Raw genomic sequence first — 18,679 nt, forward strand, 5'->3', positions numbered from 1 at the left:
CTCCTCCGCGCCCGGAGCCCCGGGCGAAGCTTGCTGCGTATTACAGGTCGATCTGCTCCACGTCGACGCCTTGGGCGGAAAAAGGGGAAGAATGGCCAGCGGCGTCTCCGCCAACCTGGGTCGAAGAGCGGACAGCGGCGCCAGCCTGGCTCGACGAGCGCACGGCACCGTCCGCGACGACCGGCTCCCCGAGGAACCTGGCCGCCACGGTGGCGAAGCTCTTCGGTAGATCCGTGACGAGGAGCGAGAGGCCGCCCGGCGTGCTCCGGGAGGTCGCGAGCCCCCGCTCGGCGAGGAACGAGGCCACTTCCTCGGCGGTCGCCGAGGCGCTGTCCACGATAGGGAGAGGGCCACCGGCGAGCGATGCCGTCTCGGCCTCGATCGCGGCGCGAAGCAGCGGGAAATGCGTGCACCCGAGCACGATCGAGCGGGCGCCCGCGCCGATGAGCGGCTCCAGGTACCGCCGCGCGACGAGCCGCGGGACCTCGCCCTCGATCCATCCCTCCTCCGCCAGCGAGACGAGCAGCGGGGCCGCCTGGCCGGCGACCTCGGTGCGGGTGCTGAGCGACGCCACGGCGCGGGGATAGGCGCCGGACGCGATGGTCCCGGCCGTCCCGAGCACGCCGATCGTCGCGCCGCGCGACGCGGCGACGGCGGCGCGGGCGCCGGGCAGGATGACCCCGAGGACAGGCAGATCCAGCTCGACCCGGAGCATGTCGATCGCGACGGCGCTCACCGTGTTGCACGCGACGACGATCGCCTTGACGCCGCGGCCGATCAGCACGCGCGCGCAGCCGAGCGCGTAGCGGACCACCGTCTCCGGCGACCGCGTGCCGTACGGGACCCGCGCCGTGTCGCCCAGGTAGACGATGTCCTCCGCCGGGCAGCGCCTGCGCAGCGCGCGCACGACCGTGAGGCCGCCGAGGCCCGAGTCGAACACGCCGAGCGGCGCGTCGCTGTGGGACGTCACGGCTCCTCGATGCGGAACAGGTGCACCGGCTCGCGGAGGAACTGCTCGCGCGCGATCGCGTCGAGCGCGTTCCGCACGAGCCCCTCCCGCGCGTCATGCGTGATGAGCACGACGTCCACCGCGGGCTGACGAGCGGCCGCCCCGCCCGCGGGCGCCGCGCCCGAGCCCGTCGGCCCCTGCTGCACGATCTGCTCGATGCTGACGCCCGCGTCGCCGAGCGCGCCGGCGAGGCGCCCCATGACGCCGGGCCGGTCCTCGACCGCGAAGCGCAGGTAGTACCGGGAGACGATCTCGCCCAGCGGGCGGACCGCGCGGGGCTTGATCGACATGCCTCGGCTCTGCATGCCCGCGACGCCCGACGCGATCGAGCGGGCGACGTCGAGGATGTCGGAGACGACGCTGACCGCGGTCGGCAGGTCGCCGGCGCCTCGGCCGTAGACGAGCGACGGGCCGACGGCGCGCCCCTCGAGCAGCACGGCGTTGAGCACGCCGGACACATTGGCGAGCACGCTCTGCTTCGGGATCAGCGTGGGGTGCACGCGCAGCTCGATGGAATCGCCGAGATCGCGGCCGATCGCCAGGTGCTTGATGGTGTAGCCGAACCGATCGGCGTAGCGGTGATCGGCCTCCTCGATGCTCCGGATCCCGGAGGTGTGCACGTCGGCGCTGTCGACCTGCGCCCCGAAGGCGAGCATCGCCAGCACGATCAGCTTGTGCGCGGCGTCGTGGCCGTCGACGTCGAGCGACGGGTCGGCCTCGGCGTAGCCGAGCGCCTGCGCCTCGCGCAGCGCGGCGTCGAACGACGCGCCCGTGTCGCGCATGCGCGTGAGGATGTAGTTGCAGGTCCCGTTCAGGATCGCGGTGACGCGCTCGACCCAGTCGCTCGCGAACGCGTCCCGGAGCGTCCGGATGATCGGGATGCCGCCGCCGACCGCCCCCTCGAACGCGAGATCGACCTGCCGCGCCGAGGCCCGCGCGAGGAGCGCGGGGCCGTGGGCGGCGAGCAGCAGCTTGTTCGCGGTGACCACGCCCTTGCCGCGGTCGATGGCGCGCTCGATCAGCGCGCGCGCGGGCGTCTCGCCGCCCATCACCTCGACGACGACGTCGATCGCGGGGTCGTCGACGACCTCCTCGGGGTTCGTGGTGAGCAGGCCGCGATCCAGGGCGCCGACGCGCTCCTTCTCGAGGTCGCGCACGACCACGCGCTTCACGACGAGGGGGACGCCCGCGCGCTCCGCCAGGTAACCGGAGTTCTCGGCCAGGAGGCGCAGGACGCCGCCGCCCACCGTCCCGCAGCCGAGGAGCCCGATCTGGATCGGGGCGCCCCCGCGAAGGCGCCTGCGATCGCTGGCGGCGTGAGGTTCAGGGTTCAAGTTCAAGGGCGGACCGCCTTCCGTCTTCATGCGCGCGGAGCTTAGCGCTTCTCGCGCCGATAGGTGACGCCTATGCTGCGCTGGCCATGACGGAAAAGGGCGTTCTGGGCGACGAGTTCAGGTTCCACGTGGGCGAGGACGGGGACGCCGTGGAGCGGGGGCCGCTGCTCCCGCTGCGCGTGCTCGTCGTCGCCGATCTCACCCCGCGCGATCCGCACAACGCCGGCGCGAGCCCGCCCGCGGGCGCGATCCGCGTCGACGCGAGCCGCTTCGATAACCTCTTCACGATGCTCCGGCCACGGCTCGCGATCGAGGTGCCGAGCGTGCTCGCGGCGGGCCGGGCGGTGCGCGTCGACCTCGCGCCCGCCGGGCTGAAGAGCTTCCGGCCCGACGCGCTGTGCGCCGAGGTGCCGCTGCTGCGCTCGCTGCTCGACGGCCGCCGGGTCCTGGATCGGCTGCGCGACGGCTCGGCCACGCTCGACCAGGCGCGCGCCGAGCTCGATCGGCTCTGGGGCGGCTCCCCGCTGGTGCGCGACATCCTGGGCCTCCTCCCGGAGCGCCGCGACGCCTCGCCCGACCGCTCCGCGCCCGCCGCGGAGCGGCCCGCGGCGCCGGCGCCCGCGCCCGCGCCCGCGCCCGGCTCGGACGTGGACGCGCTGCTCTCGATGGTCGACCTCGGCGGGGGCGAGGGCGCCGAGGCGGCGCCCCCACCCGGGGCGCCGGGCAGCTTCGATCAGAAGCCGGCGGAGGCAGGGCGGTTCTCGGAGCTCATCGCGACCGTGGCGGCGAGCGCCCGCCCGCGCGCGGGCCAGCCCGCTCGGCCAGCGGAGGCGATCGCGCAGATCGAGCGCGCGATCGGCGCGCAGCTCGGCGCGATCCTGCAGCACCCCGAGGTGCGGCGCCTCGAGGAGGCGTGGCGCGGGCTGAGCCTGCTCGTGGAGCGCGCGAAGGCGGCGGAGGGCGTCCGGTTCGACGTCGTCAGCGCGCGCCCGGACGAGGCGGCCGGCGCGCTCGCGCGGGTGCTCGCGCAGACGGCGAGCTCCGAGCCGCCGGCGTCGGTCGCCATCGTGGACGTCGCGATCGACGGCAGCGCCGCGTCATTCGCGCGGCTCGAGGAGATCGCGCGCGTCGCCGAGGCGCACGCGCTCCCCGCCGTCGTGAACGGCGACGCGCGCCTGCTCGGGGTCGACGATCTCGGCGGCGTCGAGCGGCTCGACAACAAGGCCGCGCTGTTCCGGGCGCCGCACCGCGCGCCGTGGCGCTCCGCGGCAGCGCGGCATGGCGCGCGGTGGGTCGCGATCGCGATGAACCGCGTGCTCGGCCGGCTGCCGTACGACCGGTCGACCTCCCGGATCCGGGAAGCGACGATCGCCGAGCAGCCCGGCGATGAGGGCGGCCGCGTCTGGATCTCGCCGGCGTACGTCGTCGGCGCGCTGATCGCGGGGAGCTTCCGCGAGACGGCGTGGCCCTGCCGCGTCACGGGCGCGAAGGGCGGCGGCACGCTCGGGGACCTGCCGGTGCACGAGGTCAAGGGCGCGTACGAGGGCGACGAGGGCGTCGCGATCCCGACCGAGGCGTTCGTGTCCACGGACACCCAGCGCGAGCTCTCGAAGAGCGGCGTGCTCCTGCTCGCGTCGGCCCCGAACAGCGACGCTGTGTACGTCCTCGCCGCGCCGACGGCCTACGTCCCGCCGGAGAAGCTCACGTACGACAGCCCGACGGCCGAGCCGGACGAGCGCCTCGAGCGCGTCTCGCTCGTCGATCAGCTCTTCGTCGCGCGCGTCGTCCAGTTCCTGCGCGCGCTCTGCGCGAAGCTGCCCCCGGACAGCGACCCGGCGGAGGTCCAGCCGGTCGTCGAGGGTGCCCTCTGGGCGCTGTTCGAGAGCGCGCCGCCCGCCAGCATCGAGCTCACCGTCAAGGCGGGCCGCGGCGAGGGCGGCGCGCAGATCGCGGTCACGGTGCGCCCGCGCCGCTTCCTCGGCGTCGGGCTCGACGAGGTGTCGCTGGAGATGCCGCTCGGCTGAGCGCCCCGGATTGACGCCGCCCGTCGCGCGGGGGAGGATCGCCTGCATGCGGCTCCGCGTGGCGATCCTCCTCGCTGTCCTGAGCACCCTCGTGACCACGTGCCAGCGGCCTGCGGCGCCGCATGCGCCGACGTCCGACTGCGGCTGCCGCAAGAAGTAGCCCGGCGCCCATCGCGGGACGACGGGTCACGTCGCGCAGCTCCGGGCGCGCGGCATTGCAATGCACGTCGAGCGCCTCTCACGAAGACGCGAGGACCGGATCGTGAGCGGTGCTCTCTCTCACACCCGCCGCGGAGCGGCCACCTGCCAGCGGGGCGCGGCGCCTCGATACGACCTCTCCGCGCCTGTCGCGCCGGAGGTCCATCTTTGATGGCGACGAAGAGCGCGGGAGTGATCGTCGCTTTCATCTCGACGGAGCGCGTGGAGTTGCGTAGTTGCGCAGCTGCTCAGTCGGGCGCTGGCACGTCGCGCGGGTCGCGCGCGATGTGCGCAGCGCGCGCAACCCGGGTTGAGCGCCTCATCACGAAGCGAGCATTGCGCCGGCCTTGCCAGTCCTCAGGGGCGGCCCGAGGATTGCAATCCTGGCGCCTTCATGAAGCCCTGCACCCAGGAGGACATCCGCTCCAATCGCCCGTTCGCCGGCCGCAGGGCGGTGGTGATCGGTGGGAGCATCGCGGGCCTGGTCGCAGCCCGCGTGCTCGCCGACCATTTCGGCGAGGTGGCCGTCGTCGAGCGCGACGCCATCCCGGATGACCTCCGCGAGGCCCGCAAGGGGGTACCCCAGGCTCGCCAGCTCCACGGGCTGCTCGCCCAGGGAGAGCGGATCCTGAACGACCTGTTTCCCGGCTTCACCGGGGATTTGCTCCAGGACGGAGCCATCGCGTACGACTTCGGGCTCGGCCTGGCGTGGCATCACCACGGCGCCTGGAAGCCGCGCTTCGAGACGGGGGTGCGGACCGTGTGCATGACCCGTCCGCTGCTCGAGGCGCACGTGCGCCGCCGCGCGTTCGCGCTGCCGAGAGTGCGGCGCCTGGACCAGCGCGAGGTGGTGGAGCTCTCGGCGTCCCGCGATCGCTCCCGGATCACGGGCGTCGTGCTCCGGCAACGCGACGAGGGCGGCCAGATCGAGCGGCTGCCGGCGGAGCTCGTGGTGGACGCCAGCGGGCGCGGCTCGCGCGCGCCGGCGTGGCTCGAGGCGCTCGGCTACCGGCGGCCCGACGAGTCGACAATCCAGGTCCGGGTGGGGTACGCCAGCCGGCAGTACCGGCCGCGGGATCCGGCAGAGCTCCCGTGGAAGTCGCTGTACGTGCTCGGCTCGCCGTCCGACAGCCGGCGGTTCGGCTGCATCGCGCCGATCGAGGGCGGGCGCTGGATCGTGGTGCTGGCGGGCCTGTTCGGCGATCACCCGCCCGCCGATCCCGAGGGCTTCCTGGAGTTCGCCCGGGGCCTGCCCAACGACGCGCTCTACCGGGCGCTGCTCGGGGCCGAGCCGGTGACGGACGTCGCGGTCTCCAAGTTCCCGGCGCACCTCCGGCGGCACTACGAGCGGATGGCGCGGATGCCCGAGGGGCTCGCCGTGCTGGGCGACGCGCTCGCCAGCTTCAACCCCGTTTACGGCCAGGGGATGACGTCGGCCTGCCTCCAGGCGCTGGCGCTCGACGCCGCGCTCAAGGAGCAGCGCCGCCGCGCGGAGCGCGGCGCGATCGCGGGCCTCACCCGCCGCTACCACGCGGCCGCGGCGAGGGCGGTCGACCTGCCGTGGCGGATGTCCACGGGGGAAGACCTCGCTTACCCCGAGACCACGGGCCGGCGGCCGTTCCTCCAGCCGATCATGCGCTGGTACACCGGGATGCTGCACCGGGCCGCGCAGGTCGATCGCGAGGTCTACGTGCGGTTCGTGCGCGCGTTGCACATGCTCGACGGGCCGGAGGCGCTCCTGGATCCTCGCTTGATCCTGCGCGTGCTTCGCGCGGGGCGGTCAGGGTCGCTGCCGGAGGTGGCCGCGGCCGGCGCGGCCGACGGAGGGCAGCCCGGATGACGCCTGAATAGCTGAGCCCGTTACCTTGCTCCGGTCGCGTGATGACGGCGACGGCTCCGCGCCGCGCGAGGCCGGTATCGGCGGGACGAACGCCCCGTGGTGCCATGTCGACAGGCCTCCTCCGGCGGGGGGCCGCCCCGCGCGGCTGCAGAGCGTTGCCTGGCCGTCGTGTTCTGGTAAGAACTGCGCGCCTTTACCCACGACGGATCGGCTCGCGAGGCGGCTCCTCGCGGAGGCAGGACATGACCGACTCGATGAATGCGCTCCTGGGGCTCGTCGCCCGCGATCGAGAGCACGACTGCGATGGGGTTGGCGACGTGAACGTCTGCGTGCGGGTGGTCGGCGTCGCCGAGCTGCCGACACGCGCCGGCCACTTCCGCATCGTGGCGTTCTGGAACAACCGAGACGCCAAGGAGCACATCGCGATGGTGCACGGCGACGTCATCGGCGCCTCGAACGTACCGACGCGGCTGCACTCCGAGTGCGTGACAGGCGACGTCATGGGCTCGCTGCGCTGCGACTGCCGCGATCAGCTCCTCGAAGGGTTGAAGAAGATCCAGAGCATGGATCGGGGCATCCTGCTCTATCTGCGCCAGGAGGGCCGAGGGATCGGGCTCATCAACAAGATCCGGGCCTACGCGCTGCAGGACCAGGGGCTCGACACGGTCGAGGCCAACCTGGCGCTCGGCTTCAGGGACGATGAGCGCGACTACGCCGTCGCGGCGCACATGCTGCGCAGCCTGAACGTGAGATCGATCGAGCTCATCACGAACAACCCCAACAAGGTCCAGCAGCTGACGCAATACGGAGTCTCCGTGGCCGGGCGCATCCCGCACGTGATACCGCCGAACGATCACAACCGCTTCTACCTGGAGACCAAGGCGAAGCGGTCGGGGCATTTCATCGACACGTGGGGCAAGCCGCACCTGGTCGAGCAGAGCGATCCGGTCGTGGTCGACGGGATGGCGCCCCCGGAATCCGAGCCGGCGCCCGCGGGCTGAGGCCCCCGCGGGCGCGGGGGCCAAGGCTCAACCGCCTTCGCGGCCGCGAGCCTCGATCGATGCCCGTCCGGCGCTACGGCGGCGCCGTGCGGCGGTGTCGAGATCGTCTCATGGCGCGGCGCCGGTCAGGCGGCGAACCCGGTCCGCGTGGGGGCTCGACGGGAAATGCGAGAGGAAATCGCCGGCGCGGGCGCGCGCCTGGTCGGCGCGCCCGCTGCGCAGCAGCGCGTCGATAGCGACGATCTCCCGGTCGGCCGCGAGGCGCCCCTCCGGGAACTCGGCCCGGTGCTCGTCGAGCAGGGCGAGCGGCGCCTCCGGCGATCGCGCGAGCACCGCCCTGATCTCCGCGAGCCGCCCGGCCTCCCGGAGCAGCTCGTCGCGCTCCAGGAGCGCGGCCGCCGTCGCGGCGGGCCGAAGCGTGGGCTCGCCCTGACCGGCGCTCCCCTGGGACAGCTCCTGGCCCACGCCGGGCGCGGACCGAAGCGGCAGCTCGGCGCCGGGCGCCGGCACGGGCGCCCCGAGCGCTTGATCGCTGCAACCTGCGAGGAGGGCGAGGAGCGGGGCGGCGAGGCCTCCCGCGATCCACCGGGTGTGTGACGAATGGTGAACGACATGCATGTCGTCGACTCCTTCATGGGGCCGAGCTGGCGGAACCCCGCCGAGACGGGCCCGCGAAAACGCGCGTGCCCATCGCGGGACCGCAGCTCGCCGTCGCCATGGCCGCCAGCGCGGCACGGCGTATTCGACGTAATGAGCTGGCGCTCCAGCAACGACGGCCCGAGCACCAGCATTCCCAGCTGACAGGCGTATTGTAAAAATGAACTATCGGTTTGTCAATACTGCTTACTTATGCCGTCCGAAAGCAGCGCTTGCCGCTTGCCGATGGCCGAAATCGCGCTATCCGGCTCAGAAGGCGCCGGCGATGCCCACACCCGCACCGCCGCCCGTCGGCGCGAGCGAGAGGCGAAAACGCCGGGTGCCGGAGCTGGCAACGCCCGGGCGCGGGGGATGAAACAGAGCCGGGATCAGCACGCCGGAGGCGGCGCCGAATACGGCGCCCGTGAGCACATCGGTGAAATAATGGCGATCGCCGGCGATGCGCAGGTAGCCGGAGAGCGCGGCGATCGCCATTCCGTTCGCCCATACCCACGGCGCCGCGCGATAGCCGCGCATCGACGCCACGGTGCCGCTCGCGGCGGCGAGAGAGAAGACGGCCGTCGAGTGGCCGGAGAAGAACGAGAGATCGTCGTCGTGAGGGAGGGGGCCCGAGGTGCCCTCGCCCGCGCGGAGCACATCCAGGTTGTCGTGATGGGCATATGGCCGCTGGCGGCCGACCATGTACTTGGTGATCTGGTTCATGTTCATCGCCACCACCATCGCTTCGGTGACGATCACGAGATCGGCGGCGATGTTGTCGGAGCGGCCGTCGTACCACGCGGCGAGCGCCGTGAGGCCCAGCGCTGCGGCGGGCGCGACGCCGAGGACCGTCACGTTGCTGACGTCATGAGCGGTGTTCGGGTTGCCTCTCCAGACCAGCGCGTCGCGGACCGACGTGTCGAGGGCGTTGGCCGAGCACCAGCGGCACGACTCGGGGGCGAGGCCCTTCTTCGCGAGTTCGGACGCGATCCATGCGGCGCCGCCGACGACGGTGATGGGCAGATCGATCTCGGGCCGGTACGTGAGCTCGGGGGACGGGTCGGCGGCAGCGGCCGGCGAGCACGAGACGGCGGCGAGGAAGGCGGACAGCGCGAGCGCGGCGGTGGCACGCATGAGGGGCGCGAGCGTAGCCGGGGCGGAGGGGCGCGGAAATCCGTCGCGGGCGTCAGGCGCGCGACGGCCCCGGCGTGGCGAGGAGCAGCCCGTCGAGCAGGCGCGCGTGGGCGTCGTCGACAAGGTTCCGGAGCGCCGCCGGCCCGGCCTTGGAAAGGGCCCCTGACGCCGCGAGGGTCGCGAGGCCGTGGTGCATCGCCCAGATCGGGACCGCGAGCGCCCACGGATCGCCGGGCGGGAACGCGCCGGCGCGCTGCGCCTCCTCGATGAACCCGAGGAGCACCCCCAGGTTCTGCGAGGTGGCCGCCGCGACCCGCGGGTCGTCCACGTCCACCTCGCCCGAGTACATCACGTGGAAGGGCGCGGGGTGCTCCAGCGCGAAGGCGACGTAGGCGAAGCCAGCGGCCAGGAACCGCGCCCGGAGGTCGCCCCCGGCGCCCTCGAGGGCGGCCGAGATCCGCGCGCCGAGCGCCGCGCTCGCCTGGACGGCGAGCTCGGTCATCAAGGCGCGCTTGTCCGCGAAGTGCCGGTAAGGCGCGGCGTGCGAGACGCCGATGCGCCGCGCGACCTCGCGCAGCGTGAAGCTCGCGTTCCCTTGCTCCTCGATGAGCGAGAGCGCCTCCTCCAGCACGGCGCGCCGGAGGTCGCCATGGTGGTAGGGCCGGTCGACGGGGCGCGTCGCAGGCGCGGGTGAAGGGCGCGTCGCAGGCGCGGGTGAAGGGCGCGACGCGGTTGCGGGTGAGGTGCGCGCGCGCGGACGGCGGCGCCTTGCGGGGGAAGCCACAGCGCAGGCGCACGATACCACGAAGGCCGCGGTCCACCGAGCCGCGGGGCCCGGGATCGCGGATGCAGGGCCGCGAGCTCGGGCGCTGCAGGGCATCGCGAAGAAAATGTAGTCAGTGGAAACTTTCCCCATGTTGCCAGTGTCATCATCGGGCGTGCGGGCGGCCGGTGGCCGGCGCGCTGCACCTGATCCAGGAAAGGAGCCCCGTATGTCCGAGCCCCGTCGATCCCCCGAGCGCGAACGCCTCCTCACCGCCGTGGAGCGCGTCCGCGGCGTCGCCACCGCCCACGCCGAGGCGTCCGAGCGGCTGCGCACCCTCGCGCCCGCGGTCGTCGACGCCCTGCAATCGAGCGGCCTGCTCGCGATGGCCGCGCCGCGCGCGCTCGGCGGCGTCGAGAGCGACCCGCTGACCCAGGTCGAGGTCTTCGAGGCGATGGCGCGCGCGGACGCGTCGGCGGGGTGGTCGCTGATGATCAGCGCGCTGCTCGCCTCCCTCGCCGGGGGCACCCTGCCGGACGAGGGGGCCCGCCAGGTGTTCTCGGGGCCATTCCCGACGTTCGCAGGGCTCCAGATCCCGACCGGCCTCGCGCGGCGCGTCTCCGGGGGGTACGTGCTCGAGGGCCGCTGGGCCTTCGGCAGCGGCGTGCGGCACGCGTCATGGGTGTTCACCTGCGCCATCGTGGCCCCGGAGGGCGCGGCCCCTCCGGCGGGGCCGCCCGAGATGATCAGCCTCGCGGTCCCGCGCGAGCAGGTGGTGATCGAGGACACGTGGGACGTGGCCGGCCTGCGCGGCACGGGGAGCGACCACTACCGGATCGAGGGCGCGCTCGTGCCCGAGGCGCGGACGTGCCCCTTCCCGGCGGCGCCTCCGCGGCGCGGCGGCGCGCTGTACTCGCTGCCGTTGCTTGCCCTGCTCGCGGCCGGTCACGTCGGCTTCGCGCTCGGCGTCGGGCGGCGCGCGCTCGACGAGATCGCCGCGGTCGCCCCGCGCCGCGTGAAGGCGTGGCCGCAGCTCGCGCTGGGCAGCCACGCGGCCTTCCACATGGACCTCGGGCGCGCGGAGGCGAAGCTCGCCGCGGCGCGGGCCTATGCGTTCGACGTGCTCGCGCGGATGTGGGACCAGGCGCGCGCTGGAGAAGCGCTCTCGGTCGAGGACTGGGCGGCGATCCGGCTCGTCCAGACGGTTGTGACCGACGTCGCCGCGGAGGTCACGGGCTTCGCCTACCGGGCCGGCGGCGGGGGCGCGCTCTACGCGGCGAGCCCGCTGCAGCGGTGCTTCCGGGACATCCACGCGGCGACGCAGCACATCGCCGCGACCGACGACGCCTACGAGTTCGCGGGGCGCGCGCGGCTCGGGATCGCCGAGCTGCACCCGATGCTCGCGCCGCGGCCGCCCTCGGGCGGTGGGTTAGCTCGACAGGGCGGCTGAGCGACCCGCCCTCAGCCAGCCTCCGGCCACGCCGGCTGATCGCCGAGGATGCGCGGCTTGTGGCGCTCCAGATAGGCGCGACACCAGGCGTCCGGCGCCTCGCGCCGGCTGACCCTGCGGATCGCCGTGTAGAGCACGAGCTCGCGCAGTTTCATGAACCGGTCCATCTCGGCCAGCCACCGCGCCGAGAGCGCGTTCTCCCGGGCGTAGCCGTCCAGAAATCTGTCGCGGAACATCCGGAGGAGCTCGGGCGGCCGCCCGGGCCCGAGCGGGTCGATCGCGACATAGAAGAGGACGATGCCGAGATCGCTCGCGAACCACTCGTAGGCGCAGTCGTCGAAATCGATCAGCGTCAGCGCGCCGCCGTCCTTGAGCACGTTCCCGAAATGGGCGTCGGTGTGCACAAGGCCGAAGGCGTCGCGGTCCGTCGGCAAGGCCCGGAGCTCCGCGATGAGCCGCTCCAGCCGGCCGCCGATCGGGTCGCGCTCGTCTTCCGGCAAGAGCTCCCGCGCGCCGGTGAAGTCGCCGTCCTCATGCCACGCATGACGCCGCCTCGCCGACGGCGGAACATACACCTTGGTCGCGCCGTGAAGTCGCCCCAGGAGCCGCCCCCAGGCCGTCGCCACGTCCGGCGTCAGATCGTCCGCACAGAGCGGAGCGCCTGGCGCCTTCGCGTACGCGCGCACGCAGACGGCCCGGCCGGGCCCGCCGAGCAACGCCGCGTAGCTGCCGTCAGCGGCCCGGATCGCCGGGGCGGCGCGGACGCCATTCGCTGTCAGGTACTCCAGCCATTCGCACTCCGCCTCGACCGCGTCCAGGGACCTGCGCCCGGGATCCCCGAGCTTCAGGACGAAGGTACCGTCGCCCCGCCGCGCCTCGAACACCTGGCTCTCGAAGCCGCCGATGTGCCGGCAGGTCGCCGGATCGAAACCGTAGAGCGCAAGAGCGCGATCGAGGAGCGCGGGATCCACGGGAGTCGTATCGTCCGCTCCGAAGGGCGGCCCCGCGGTCAGGGCTGGCTGCCTTCCGGCGGGCACGCGACCCTCTGGGGCGGCGGCGGGTTGCACATGATGACCACGGGAGGGCCTCCGTCGCGAGAGGGCTGAGGCGGCGGGCAGGTGTTCGGGAGAAACTGCCTGCACGTCCCGTCCGGGCCCCGCACCACCTTCGCTCCCCGCGCAGGCTGCGGAAGCGGCTCCTCCTCGCCCTGCGCCGACGTCGTCCCGGCGTCCTGCGACGTCTCCGGTGCCGCCGCGTCCTGCGTCTCCGTCGTCCCGGCGTCGCTGGACGCGGCCGCATCCCCCACGCCAGACGAAGACGTCTGCATGAGCTCCAGGCGCGGCGGGTTGGCGATCAGCTCCGGCGGATCGGGCGGCGGCTGAGACGTGCCACAAGCCGCAGCGCCGCCGGCCACCGTGACGACGAACGAGGACGCGAGCACGCGGCGGCGCCGGTGCGACGGGAGCTTCATAGTAGACCATCATAGACCGATGGCCCGACCCACGTCACCCGAAGGGCGATCGCTGCGGCGCGCTCCGCGCGCGACGCGGCGAACCGCCGCCGCGCGCTGCGCGGCTCTGGGGGTTGTAGTGGAGCTTCATCGCAATCTCCCTCGCAGGGTTGATGGGACGGCCCGGAGCACGGTAGAGCACGCTTCAAGCGTCGTGAGGAACAGGAACCGTCGTTCAGGACGTCGTTCAAGCCCCATGCGGCTGGCGTGCCGTGCGCCTGAGCTGCACGGACAGGAGCCGCGGCGGGTCGCTCCTGACGGCCTCCGCGTCGCGCCACTCGCCCAGGTGAACGAGCTCGAACCCGGCCCCCAGGCCGCCGTTCACGTACTGTGACACGTCATGCAGGAACGCGGTCACACGCTCCGGCTGGCCCGTCTCCGGGTTGACGAAATTGGCCTGGCCCCCGCGCATCTGTCGCACGGGGTGCAGCTCGCACAGGAAGAGCTCTCCTCCCGCGCGCAAGGCGCGGGCAGCCTCGGCGAAGACCGCGTCGATGTCCTCGATATGCTCCAGCACGAGCATGGCAATCACGACGTCGGACGAGCCCTCCGCGAGGGGCCAGGAAGCGCGGATGTCGTGCTGCACGAACCGGACGCGCGGAGAAGACACGCGGGCCCTCGCGCGACGCAACATCCCCTCGGAGAAATCAAGCGCGAGGACGCTCCTCGCCTGCTCGTCGAGCCACTGCGTGTTGCGCCCGGTGCCGCAGCCGATCTCGAGAACGTCCCGGCCGGCCAGCGCCAGGCCGCGCTGCCGGAGGACCTCCGCCGCCAGCTCTCGCGTCCGGTTGAAATCGTCATCGTACGTCGCGGCCCAGCGATCGTAGGCCGTGGCGATCTCGGGCTTGTCTATAGAGCTGGACATGAGCTCGCTCGGCATCACAAGCTGAGCTCGCTCAGCCCCGGATGCTCGTCGGGTCGCCGCCCGAGCGGCCAGTGGAACTTCCGCTCCTCCGCCGCGATCCGCACGTCATTGATGCTCGCCTCGCGCCGCCGCATCAGCCCCTGCGCATCGAACTCCCACTGCTCGTTGCCATGGGACCGGTACCAGTTGCCGCTGTCGTCGTGCCATTCATAGGCGAAGCGCACCGCGATCCGGTCCCCGGTGAACGCCCAGACCTCCTTGATCAGGCGGTAGTCCAGCTCCCGTTGCCATTTGCGTTGAAGAAACGCCTCGATCGCCGCCCGCCCCTGGAAGAACTCCGCCCGGTTCCGCCAGCGGCTATCGACGGTGTAGGCCTGAGCCACGCGCGCGGGATCCCGGCTGTTCCAGGCGTCCTCCGCCAGCCGCGCTTTCCGCGCGGCGGTCTCGGCGGTGAAGGGCGGCAGCGGCGGGCGCGACATGACAGGATCTTCGCTCAAGGTGCACCTGGACGAACCTTCCTCGAATCTCCCATCCCCGGCAACCCCTTTTCACGCGAAGCTCCCCAGGGCCGTACCGCGGACCGGCCGCTCCCGTCCTGCTACCGGCACGCCTCCGTCGCTCGCGCTCGCCGCCCCGCGGACCGCCCTGCCCGCTCCGGCGCAGGCGCCGTGGGAGCGGCCACGACGCTTGGCGCTCGCGCCGGCGGCGGGAGCTCGTTAGAGTCGCTCCGCGCTTCGAGGAGCCTGTGCGCTCGAGAGGGATCCGATGACCATTCCGTTGACGTGCGTTTTCATCTCACTTCTCTTGATCTACGTGGCCCGCCTGTTCGTCGCCAAGGCGCAGTCACAGCAGCCGGAGGGCCTGGACAACCGCAACCCGCGCGACCAGCAGGCCAAGCTCACCGGCGTCGGGCGCCGCGCCCTCGCCGCCCACCAGAACGGCTTCGAGGCGTTTGCGCCCTTCGCCGCCGCCGTCTTCACGGCCCACCTCGCGGGCGCCGACGCTCGCTGGAGCGCCATCCTCGCGGTCACCCACGTCGCCGCGCGCGTTCTCTATCTGGTCATGTACATCGGCGACAAGGCCTCTGCCCGGACCGCTGTCTGGATCATCGGCTTCGCCGCCACCGTGGGCCTCTTCGTCCTGAAGTGGCTGGTCTGAACGCCGAACAGCCGGCGCGGCGGGGGCGCCGTGGCAGGCTCAGCGCGGCAGGGGCATCCACGCGCCGTCCGTCGGGACGTGGATCTGCGCGGGCAGGTTCTTCGAGACGGCGCGCTGGGTGAACGCCGTCACGGGCTCGCGGTAATGGGCGAACGTTGTGTGGTGGATGGGGATCACGTGGCGGGCGCGGAGCAGCGCGGCGGCGGCGACCGCCTCCTCCGCGTCCATCGTGCGGAGGCCGCGCGCGCCGTCGACGCCGACCGCGCCGAGGTGCGGCAGCCAGAGATCGATGGGCGCAAAGCGAGCCGCCACCGCGCGCATCGGCTCGCCGAAGACCGAATCGCCGGTCCAGTAGATCGAATAGGGCGTCGCGCCCTCCCAGCGGAGCACATACCCGTTGCCCTTGCCGAGCGTCGCGTCGAGCGCAGCATCGTGGGTGTGGTTCGCCGGGACGGCGAGGATCCGCAGGTGGCCGGCGCGGGTCGGGAGGACGGTCTCCTGGTCCCAATCGAGCGGCGTCAGCTTCGTGAATCCGGCGGCGCGCGCCGCCTCGACCGCGTCGGGAGGGAGGACGAAGGTGACGTCCTTCGGGAGCGTCTCCTTCGCGACCACGTCGAAATGGTCAGCGTGGTTATGGCTGAGGAGGATGACGTCGAGGTGCCCAATCGGCTCCGCCGGAGGATCGGTATAGCGGGCGACCGGCGCGTTCTCGACGCCTGTCGACGGGTGCTTTGGGAACGCGAACGCCGCCGGGCCGCGCGGGCCAAGGACGGGATCGGTGAGCAGCCGGAGGCCGTCGCGCTCGAGGATCGCCGTCGGGCCGCCGCGCCACTGGAGGCGCCCGCTCGAGGCCTCGGCCGCGGCGGCTTCGCCGGCCGGCGGCGCGGTCGCGGCGGCCGCGCCGGCCGGCGGCGCGCTGGCTCCGCCGCGGTCCGGCGATGCACAGGCCGCCAGGGAGAGCGCGAGCAGCGCGGCGACCACCGCGCCCACGGGCGCCCGTGGCCTGCGCGGGCGACCCATCGAGGGCGCGCCTGCGCCGGGCTCGGCCCCGGCGGGCTGCGGGAGCTGCTCGGCACGTCCATTCCACCTGCTCGGGACACCCGTGATGCGGTTCATCGTCGTCGCCTTCCTGGCCGCGCTGTTGCAATGAGGTTCTCGGCGAGGGACCGCGCGCGCGCGGCGGCGCCCGGTCCCCCCTCGCGGACGGCGGTCACGATCGCGCCGTCGATCAGCAGCAGGATCTGCGGCGCCAGCGCGCTGGCCGAAGGCACGCCGGCCTCGCGCAAGAGCCGCTCGAAATAGTCGATGAGCCGCAGCTTGTGGCGCTGCGCGGCCTGGTGCGCGGGGTGGCTCCGGCTCGCGACCTCGACCATCGTGTTGAGGAACGCGCAGCCGCGAAAGTCGTCCGCGGCGAACAGCTCGGCGAGCGCGTCGAAGACGGCGAGCGGCCGGTCCCGCGGATCGTCCGCTGCCGCCTCGACGCGCCCGGCCAGCCACTCGCGGAAGCGCGCGTCGCGCGCGTCCAGCACCGCCACGAGCAGGTCGTCCTTCGTCGGGAAGTGGCGGTAGAAGGTGGCCTTGGCGACGTCCGCCTCGGCGATCAAACGGTCGACGCCGACGGCGCGATACCCCTCGGCGTAGAAGAGGCGCTCCGCGACCTCGAGGATGTGGCGCCTGGCGTCCCGCACGACGCTCTTCTAGACAGACAGGTCTGTCTTGTCAAGCGCGCGGAGAGGCGCCTGCGGACCGCCGCCCGCAGGCTCTCCGATCGGAACGCCGCGCCGGAGTCGCCCGTCAGGGCACGTTCATCTCGAACGCCACGCTGTAGTTCGGCTGGGCCTTGCCCGTCGTCGAGCCGACGAACGGATCGGAGTCGCGCAGCTGGCCCCAGCGGATCGTGCCGCCCGTCATCGACGTGCCGTCGGTCGTCATCGCATAGCCGACCATCACGCCGGACGCGGGGAGGTTCCGCGCGGTGATCTGCACCGAACCGCCGGAGATCTCGACGCCGCTGATCGGGATCCGGGTGTTGCCGCTCCAGAGCTCGAAGCCGCGGCCCTGCGCCCACTCCGTGAACGCGGTCTGGTGGGGAGACGGCAGCGCGCTGTCCCAGGCGAGCGGCGGCACCGGGACATGGAAGTGCACGGTGACGACGTCGCCGCTGCGCTCGACGCGCGTCGGCTGGAGCGGCTGCCAGTCCTTCCCGAGGACGACCTTCTCGAAGTAGATCTGGCCGAATTTCTCGCCGAGCTGCTGGTAGCCGTTCGCGTTCAGGTGGATGTGATCGTTCGCATACGGATACTGGTACTTCGGACCCGAGCAGACGATATCGCCCGGGTGATCCACGCCCACGCGCCACTGCGCCTGCGTCGACGTCGACCGCGTGCCGGCGTCGGTGTGCACCGAGTTCTGCTGGGACACGAGCAGGGGAATGCTCCGCGACTGGCCGGTGATCCGGAGGAGATCCTGGTTGTAGTCGGACCACAGCTTGACCAGTTCATCCCCGTAGGTCGCGCTGCCGGCGTCGGCCTCGCCGTGCGTGATCACGATGGCGCCGACGCCGTACGTCTTGCCGGCACCCCTGGCGAGGCGCGCGATGGCCTCCGCCTCGAACAGCGTCGCCGCGTAGGCGCGGCCCATCGACGTGTCGCCCGAGGCCGTCTGGGTGGCGCCCTTCCGGAGGACGCTCATCGGCTGCCCGCTCTCGCCGACGACGGTGTGCACCGTGACGTGGTCGCCGCGGGCGGATGCCTCCGCGAGGGACGAGACCTGGTCGGCCATGGCCGTGTGCGGCGTCTCGCCATAGATGTTCTTCGGGTAAGCGCTGGGGTAGGTCGTCGCGAACCCGCGGATCGGCTCGACGAGCGGCACCAGGGAGAGGGCCGTGCTGGCCGCATCGAAGGGGGGCACGCTCGCGTTCCCGAGGGACAGCTTCAGGTTGTGAAAGCGCTGCGTCGTGGTGCGGGGCGGCGTGCCCTCCGCGCCGACCGAGAGGCTCTGTCCCGTGCCGACGATGCCGGTCCAGTCCCAGAGCGGCGCGGGCGGCGCGCCGCCACCCCCTTCGCCAGCGCCGCCAGCGCCGCCGGTGCCTGCCGCACCGCCGCCCCCTTCGCCGCCGCCGCCGGTGCCCGCCGCGCCGCCGGAGCCGCTCGCGCTGCCCGTCGCGCCGTGACCGCCGGAGCCGCCGGAGCCGCTCGCGCTGCTCGTCGCGCCCTGACCGCCGGCGCCCTGAGCGCCGGCGCCAGAGGACGACCCGTCCGACGAGTCGCATCCGAACGCCGCGAGGAGGAGAGCGAGAGTGCCTGACGAACCGAGGCTCAAGAACGATGATTGTCGCATGCTGGCTCCTTGCCGCTGCACGAGCGGGCCGGGTGATCGCGCGGCCCGGAGCGTCGATCGTCAGGCCGCGTGGTGGAAACCAGGACCGGCCATACCACGGAGGCGCAGAAAAACTGAACCGATTCAGTTGCTGGAGACCGCAACCTCGGTCGGGAGCTCCGCCTGGGCGTCGAGCTCGGGGGGCAACCTCGGTCGGGTCTCACGGGCCTCATCACGCCGGAGCCTCGCAACCTCGACCAGGGTCGGTCTCACCCGGGCCCCTCCATCGGCTCGCCGCCCGCGTACCCATCGCCGAGCACATGCTACGGTCGCTCCCGATGCAGGCCAATGCAGCGTTGCACGACGCCCTCGCGGAGTTTTTCGCGCTCTTTTCATCGAATTTCCTCCAAGGAACGCGCGAAGTCCCCCCGTTCACTGC

17 protein-coding genes are annotated in these 18,679 nt (G+C 72.8%); 5 read left to right on the plus strand and 12 right to left on the minus strand.

The features are described 5' to 3' along the window. Window positions 1-40: 40 nt before the first annotated feature. Window positions 41-970, minus strand: coding sequence for a glutamate racemase (murI, locus tag WMF45_RS27265; RefSeq protein WP_437707397.1), 930 nt, complete (start codon window positions 968-970; stop codon window positions 41-43). Further along, window positions 967-2,343: a homoserine dehydrogenase gene (locus WMF45_RS27270; protein WP_437707398.1), complete on the minus strand. Its 1,377-nt coding sequence runs from the start codon at window positions 2,341-2,343 to the stop codon at window positions 967-969. Before WMF45_RS27270 ends, murI begins: the two co-directional genes overlap by 4 nt. 86 nt (window positions 2,344-2,429) lie before the next feature. Between WMF45_RS27270 and WMF45_RS27275 the strand changes: the two genes are divergently transcribed. The 3 genes from WMF45_RS27275 (at window position 2,430) to ribA (ending at window position 7,406) form a co-directional block, all read left to right on the plus strand. Further along, entirely contained in the window at window positions 2,430-4,367 is a 1,938-nt protein-coding gene (locus tag WMF45_RS27275) for a type VI secretion system contractile sheath domain-containing protein (protein ID WP_437707399.1), read from the plus strand. Window positions 4,368-4,959: 592 nt separating this feature from the next. Next, a complete protein-coding gene (locus WMF45_RS27280; RefSeq protein ID WP_437707400.1) occupies window positions 4,960-6,405 on the plus strand; it encodes an NAD(P)/FAD-dependent oxidoreductase in 1,446 nt (481 codons plus the stop codon). A gap of 242 nt (window positions 6,406-6,647) precedes the next feature. Beyond that, window positions 6,648-7,406, plus strand: a complete 759-nt coding sequence (ribA, locus tag WMF45_RS27285; RefSeq protein WP_437707401.1) for a GTP cyclohydrolase II — start codon at window positions 6,648-6,650, stop codon at window positions 7,404-7,406. 108 nt (window positions 7,407-7,514) lie between these two features. Here the strand turns inward: ribA and WMF45_RS27290 are convergent, their stop codons facing one another. The 3 genes from WMF45_RS27290 to WMF45_RS27300 form a co-directional block, all read right to left on the minus strand. Beyond that, on the minus strand, window positions 7,515-8,024 hold the full coding sequence (locus tag WMF45_RS27290) for a hypothetical protein (protein WP_437707402.1): 510 nt from the start codon (window positions 8,022-8,024) through the stop codon (window positions 7,515-7,517). Window positions 8,025-8,312: 288 nt separating this feature from the next. Further along, window positions 8,313-9,176 carry a phosphatase PAP2 family protein gene (locus WMF45_RS27295; protein ID WP_437707403.1) on the minus strand — a complete coding sequence of 288 codons (864 nt, stop codon included), beginning with the start codon at window positions 9,174-9,176 and terminating at the stop codon, window positions 8,313-8,315. Window positions 9,177-9,228: 52 nt separating this feature from the next. After that, window positions 9,229-9,807 (minus strand): TetR/AcrR family transcriptional regulator, encoded by a 579-nt coding sequence (locus tag WMF45_RS27300; RefSeq protein WP_437707404.1) that lies wholly within the window; start codon window positions 9,805-9,807, stop codon window positions 9,229-9,231. Between the two features lie 361 nt (window positions 9,808-10,168). Here WMF45_RS27300 and WMF45_RS27305 point away from each other — a divergent pair, with 361 nt between their 5' ends. Further along, window positions 10,169-11,389: an acyl-CoA dehydrogenase family protein gene (locus tag WMF45_RS27305; protein ID WP_437707405.1), complete on the plus strand. Its 1,221-nt coding sequence runs from the start codon at window positions 10,169-10,171 to the stop codon at window positions 11,387-11,389. An 11-nt stretch (window positions 11,390-11,400) separates the two neighbouring features. On the opposite strand, the gene WMF45_RS27310 is transcribed toward WMF45_RS27305, so the two are convergent. The 4 genes from WMF45_RS27310 to WMF45_RS27325 all read right to left on the minus strand — a co-directional run bounded on the left by WMF45_RS27310 (window position 11,401) and on the right by WMF45_RS27325 (window position 14,243). Continuing rightward, the gene (locus WMF45_RS27310) at window positions 11,401-12,360 is read right to left on the minus strand and encodes a phosphotransferase enzyme family protein (protein ID WP_437707406.1); all 960 of its coding nucleotides are present in this window, start codon (window positions 12,358-12,360) and stop codon (window positions 11,401-11,403) included. A 38-nt stretch (window positions 12,361-12,398) separates the two neighbouring features. Continuing rightward, window positions 12,399-12,860, minus strand: coding sequence for a hypothetical protein (locus WMF45_RS27315; RefSeq protein WP_437707407.1), 462 nt, complete (start codon window positions 12,858-12,860; stop codon window positions 12,399-12,401). A gap of 226 nt (window positions 12,861-13,086) precedes the next feature. Beyond that, window positions 13,087-13,764 carry a class I SAM-dependent methyltransferase gene (locus tag WMF45_RS27320; protein WP_437707408.1) on the minus strand — a complete coding sequence of 226 codons (678 nt, stop codon included), beginning with the start codon at window positions 13,762-13,764 and terminating at the stop codon, window positions 13,087-13,089. A gap of 14 nt (window positions 13,765-13,778) precedes the next feature. After that, window positions 13,779-14,243 carry a DUF1348 family protein gene (locus tag WMF45_RS27325; protein WP_437707409.1) on the minus strand — a complete coding sequence of 155 codons (465 nt, stop codon included), beginning with the start codon at window positions 14,241-14,243 and terminating at the stop codon, window positions 13,779-13,781. Window positions 14,244-14,529: 286 nt separating this feature from the next. On the opposite strand from WMF45_RS27325, the gene WMF45_RS27330 reads away from it, so the two are divergent. Then, window positions 14,530-14,922 (plus strand): MAPEG family protein, encoded by a 393-nt coding sequence (locus WMF45_RS27330; RefSeq protein WP_437707410.1) that lies wholly within the window; start codon window positions 14,530-14,532, stop codon window positions 14,920-14,922. A gap of 39 nt (window positions 14,923-14,961) precedes the next feature. Here WMF45_RS27330 and WMF45_RS27335 read toward each other — a convergent pair whose 3' ends face one another. The 3 genes from WMF45_RS27335 to WMF45_RS27345 all read right to left on the minus strand — a co-directional run bounded on the left by WMF45_RS27335 (window position 14,962) and on the right by WMF45_RS27345 (window position 18,261). After that, window positions 14,962-16,038 (minus strand): MBL fold metallo-hydrolase, encoded by a 1,077-nt coding sequence (locus WMF45_RS27335; protein WP_437707411.1) that lies wholly within the window; start codon window positions 16,036-16,038, stop codon window positions 14,962-14,964. Continuing rightward, the gene (locus tag WMF45_RS27340) at window positions 16,035-16,610 is read right to left on the minus strand and encodes a TetR/AcrR family transcriptional regulator (RefSeq protein WP_437707412.1); all 576 of its coding nucleotides are present in this window, start codon (window positions 16,608-16,610) and stop codon (window positions 16,035-16,037) included. The genes WMF45_RS27335 and WMF45_RS27340 overlap by 4 nt, the downstream gene beginning before the upstream one ends. 106 nt (window positions 16,611-16,716) lie before the next feature. Further along, a complete protein-coding gene (locus WMF45_RS27345; RefSeq protein WP_437707413.1) occupies window positions 16,717-18,261 on the minus strand; it encodes a dockerin in 1,545 nt (514 codons plus the stop codon). Window positions 18,262-18,679: the final 418 nt, after the last annotated feature.

Source organism: Sorangium sp. So ce448, from assembly GCF_051520915.1.
In the GTDB taxonomy this organism is placed as follows: Bacteria; Myxococcota_A; Polyangia; order Polyangiales; family Polyangiaceae; genus Sorangium; species Sorangium cellulosum_B.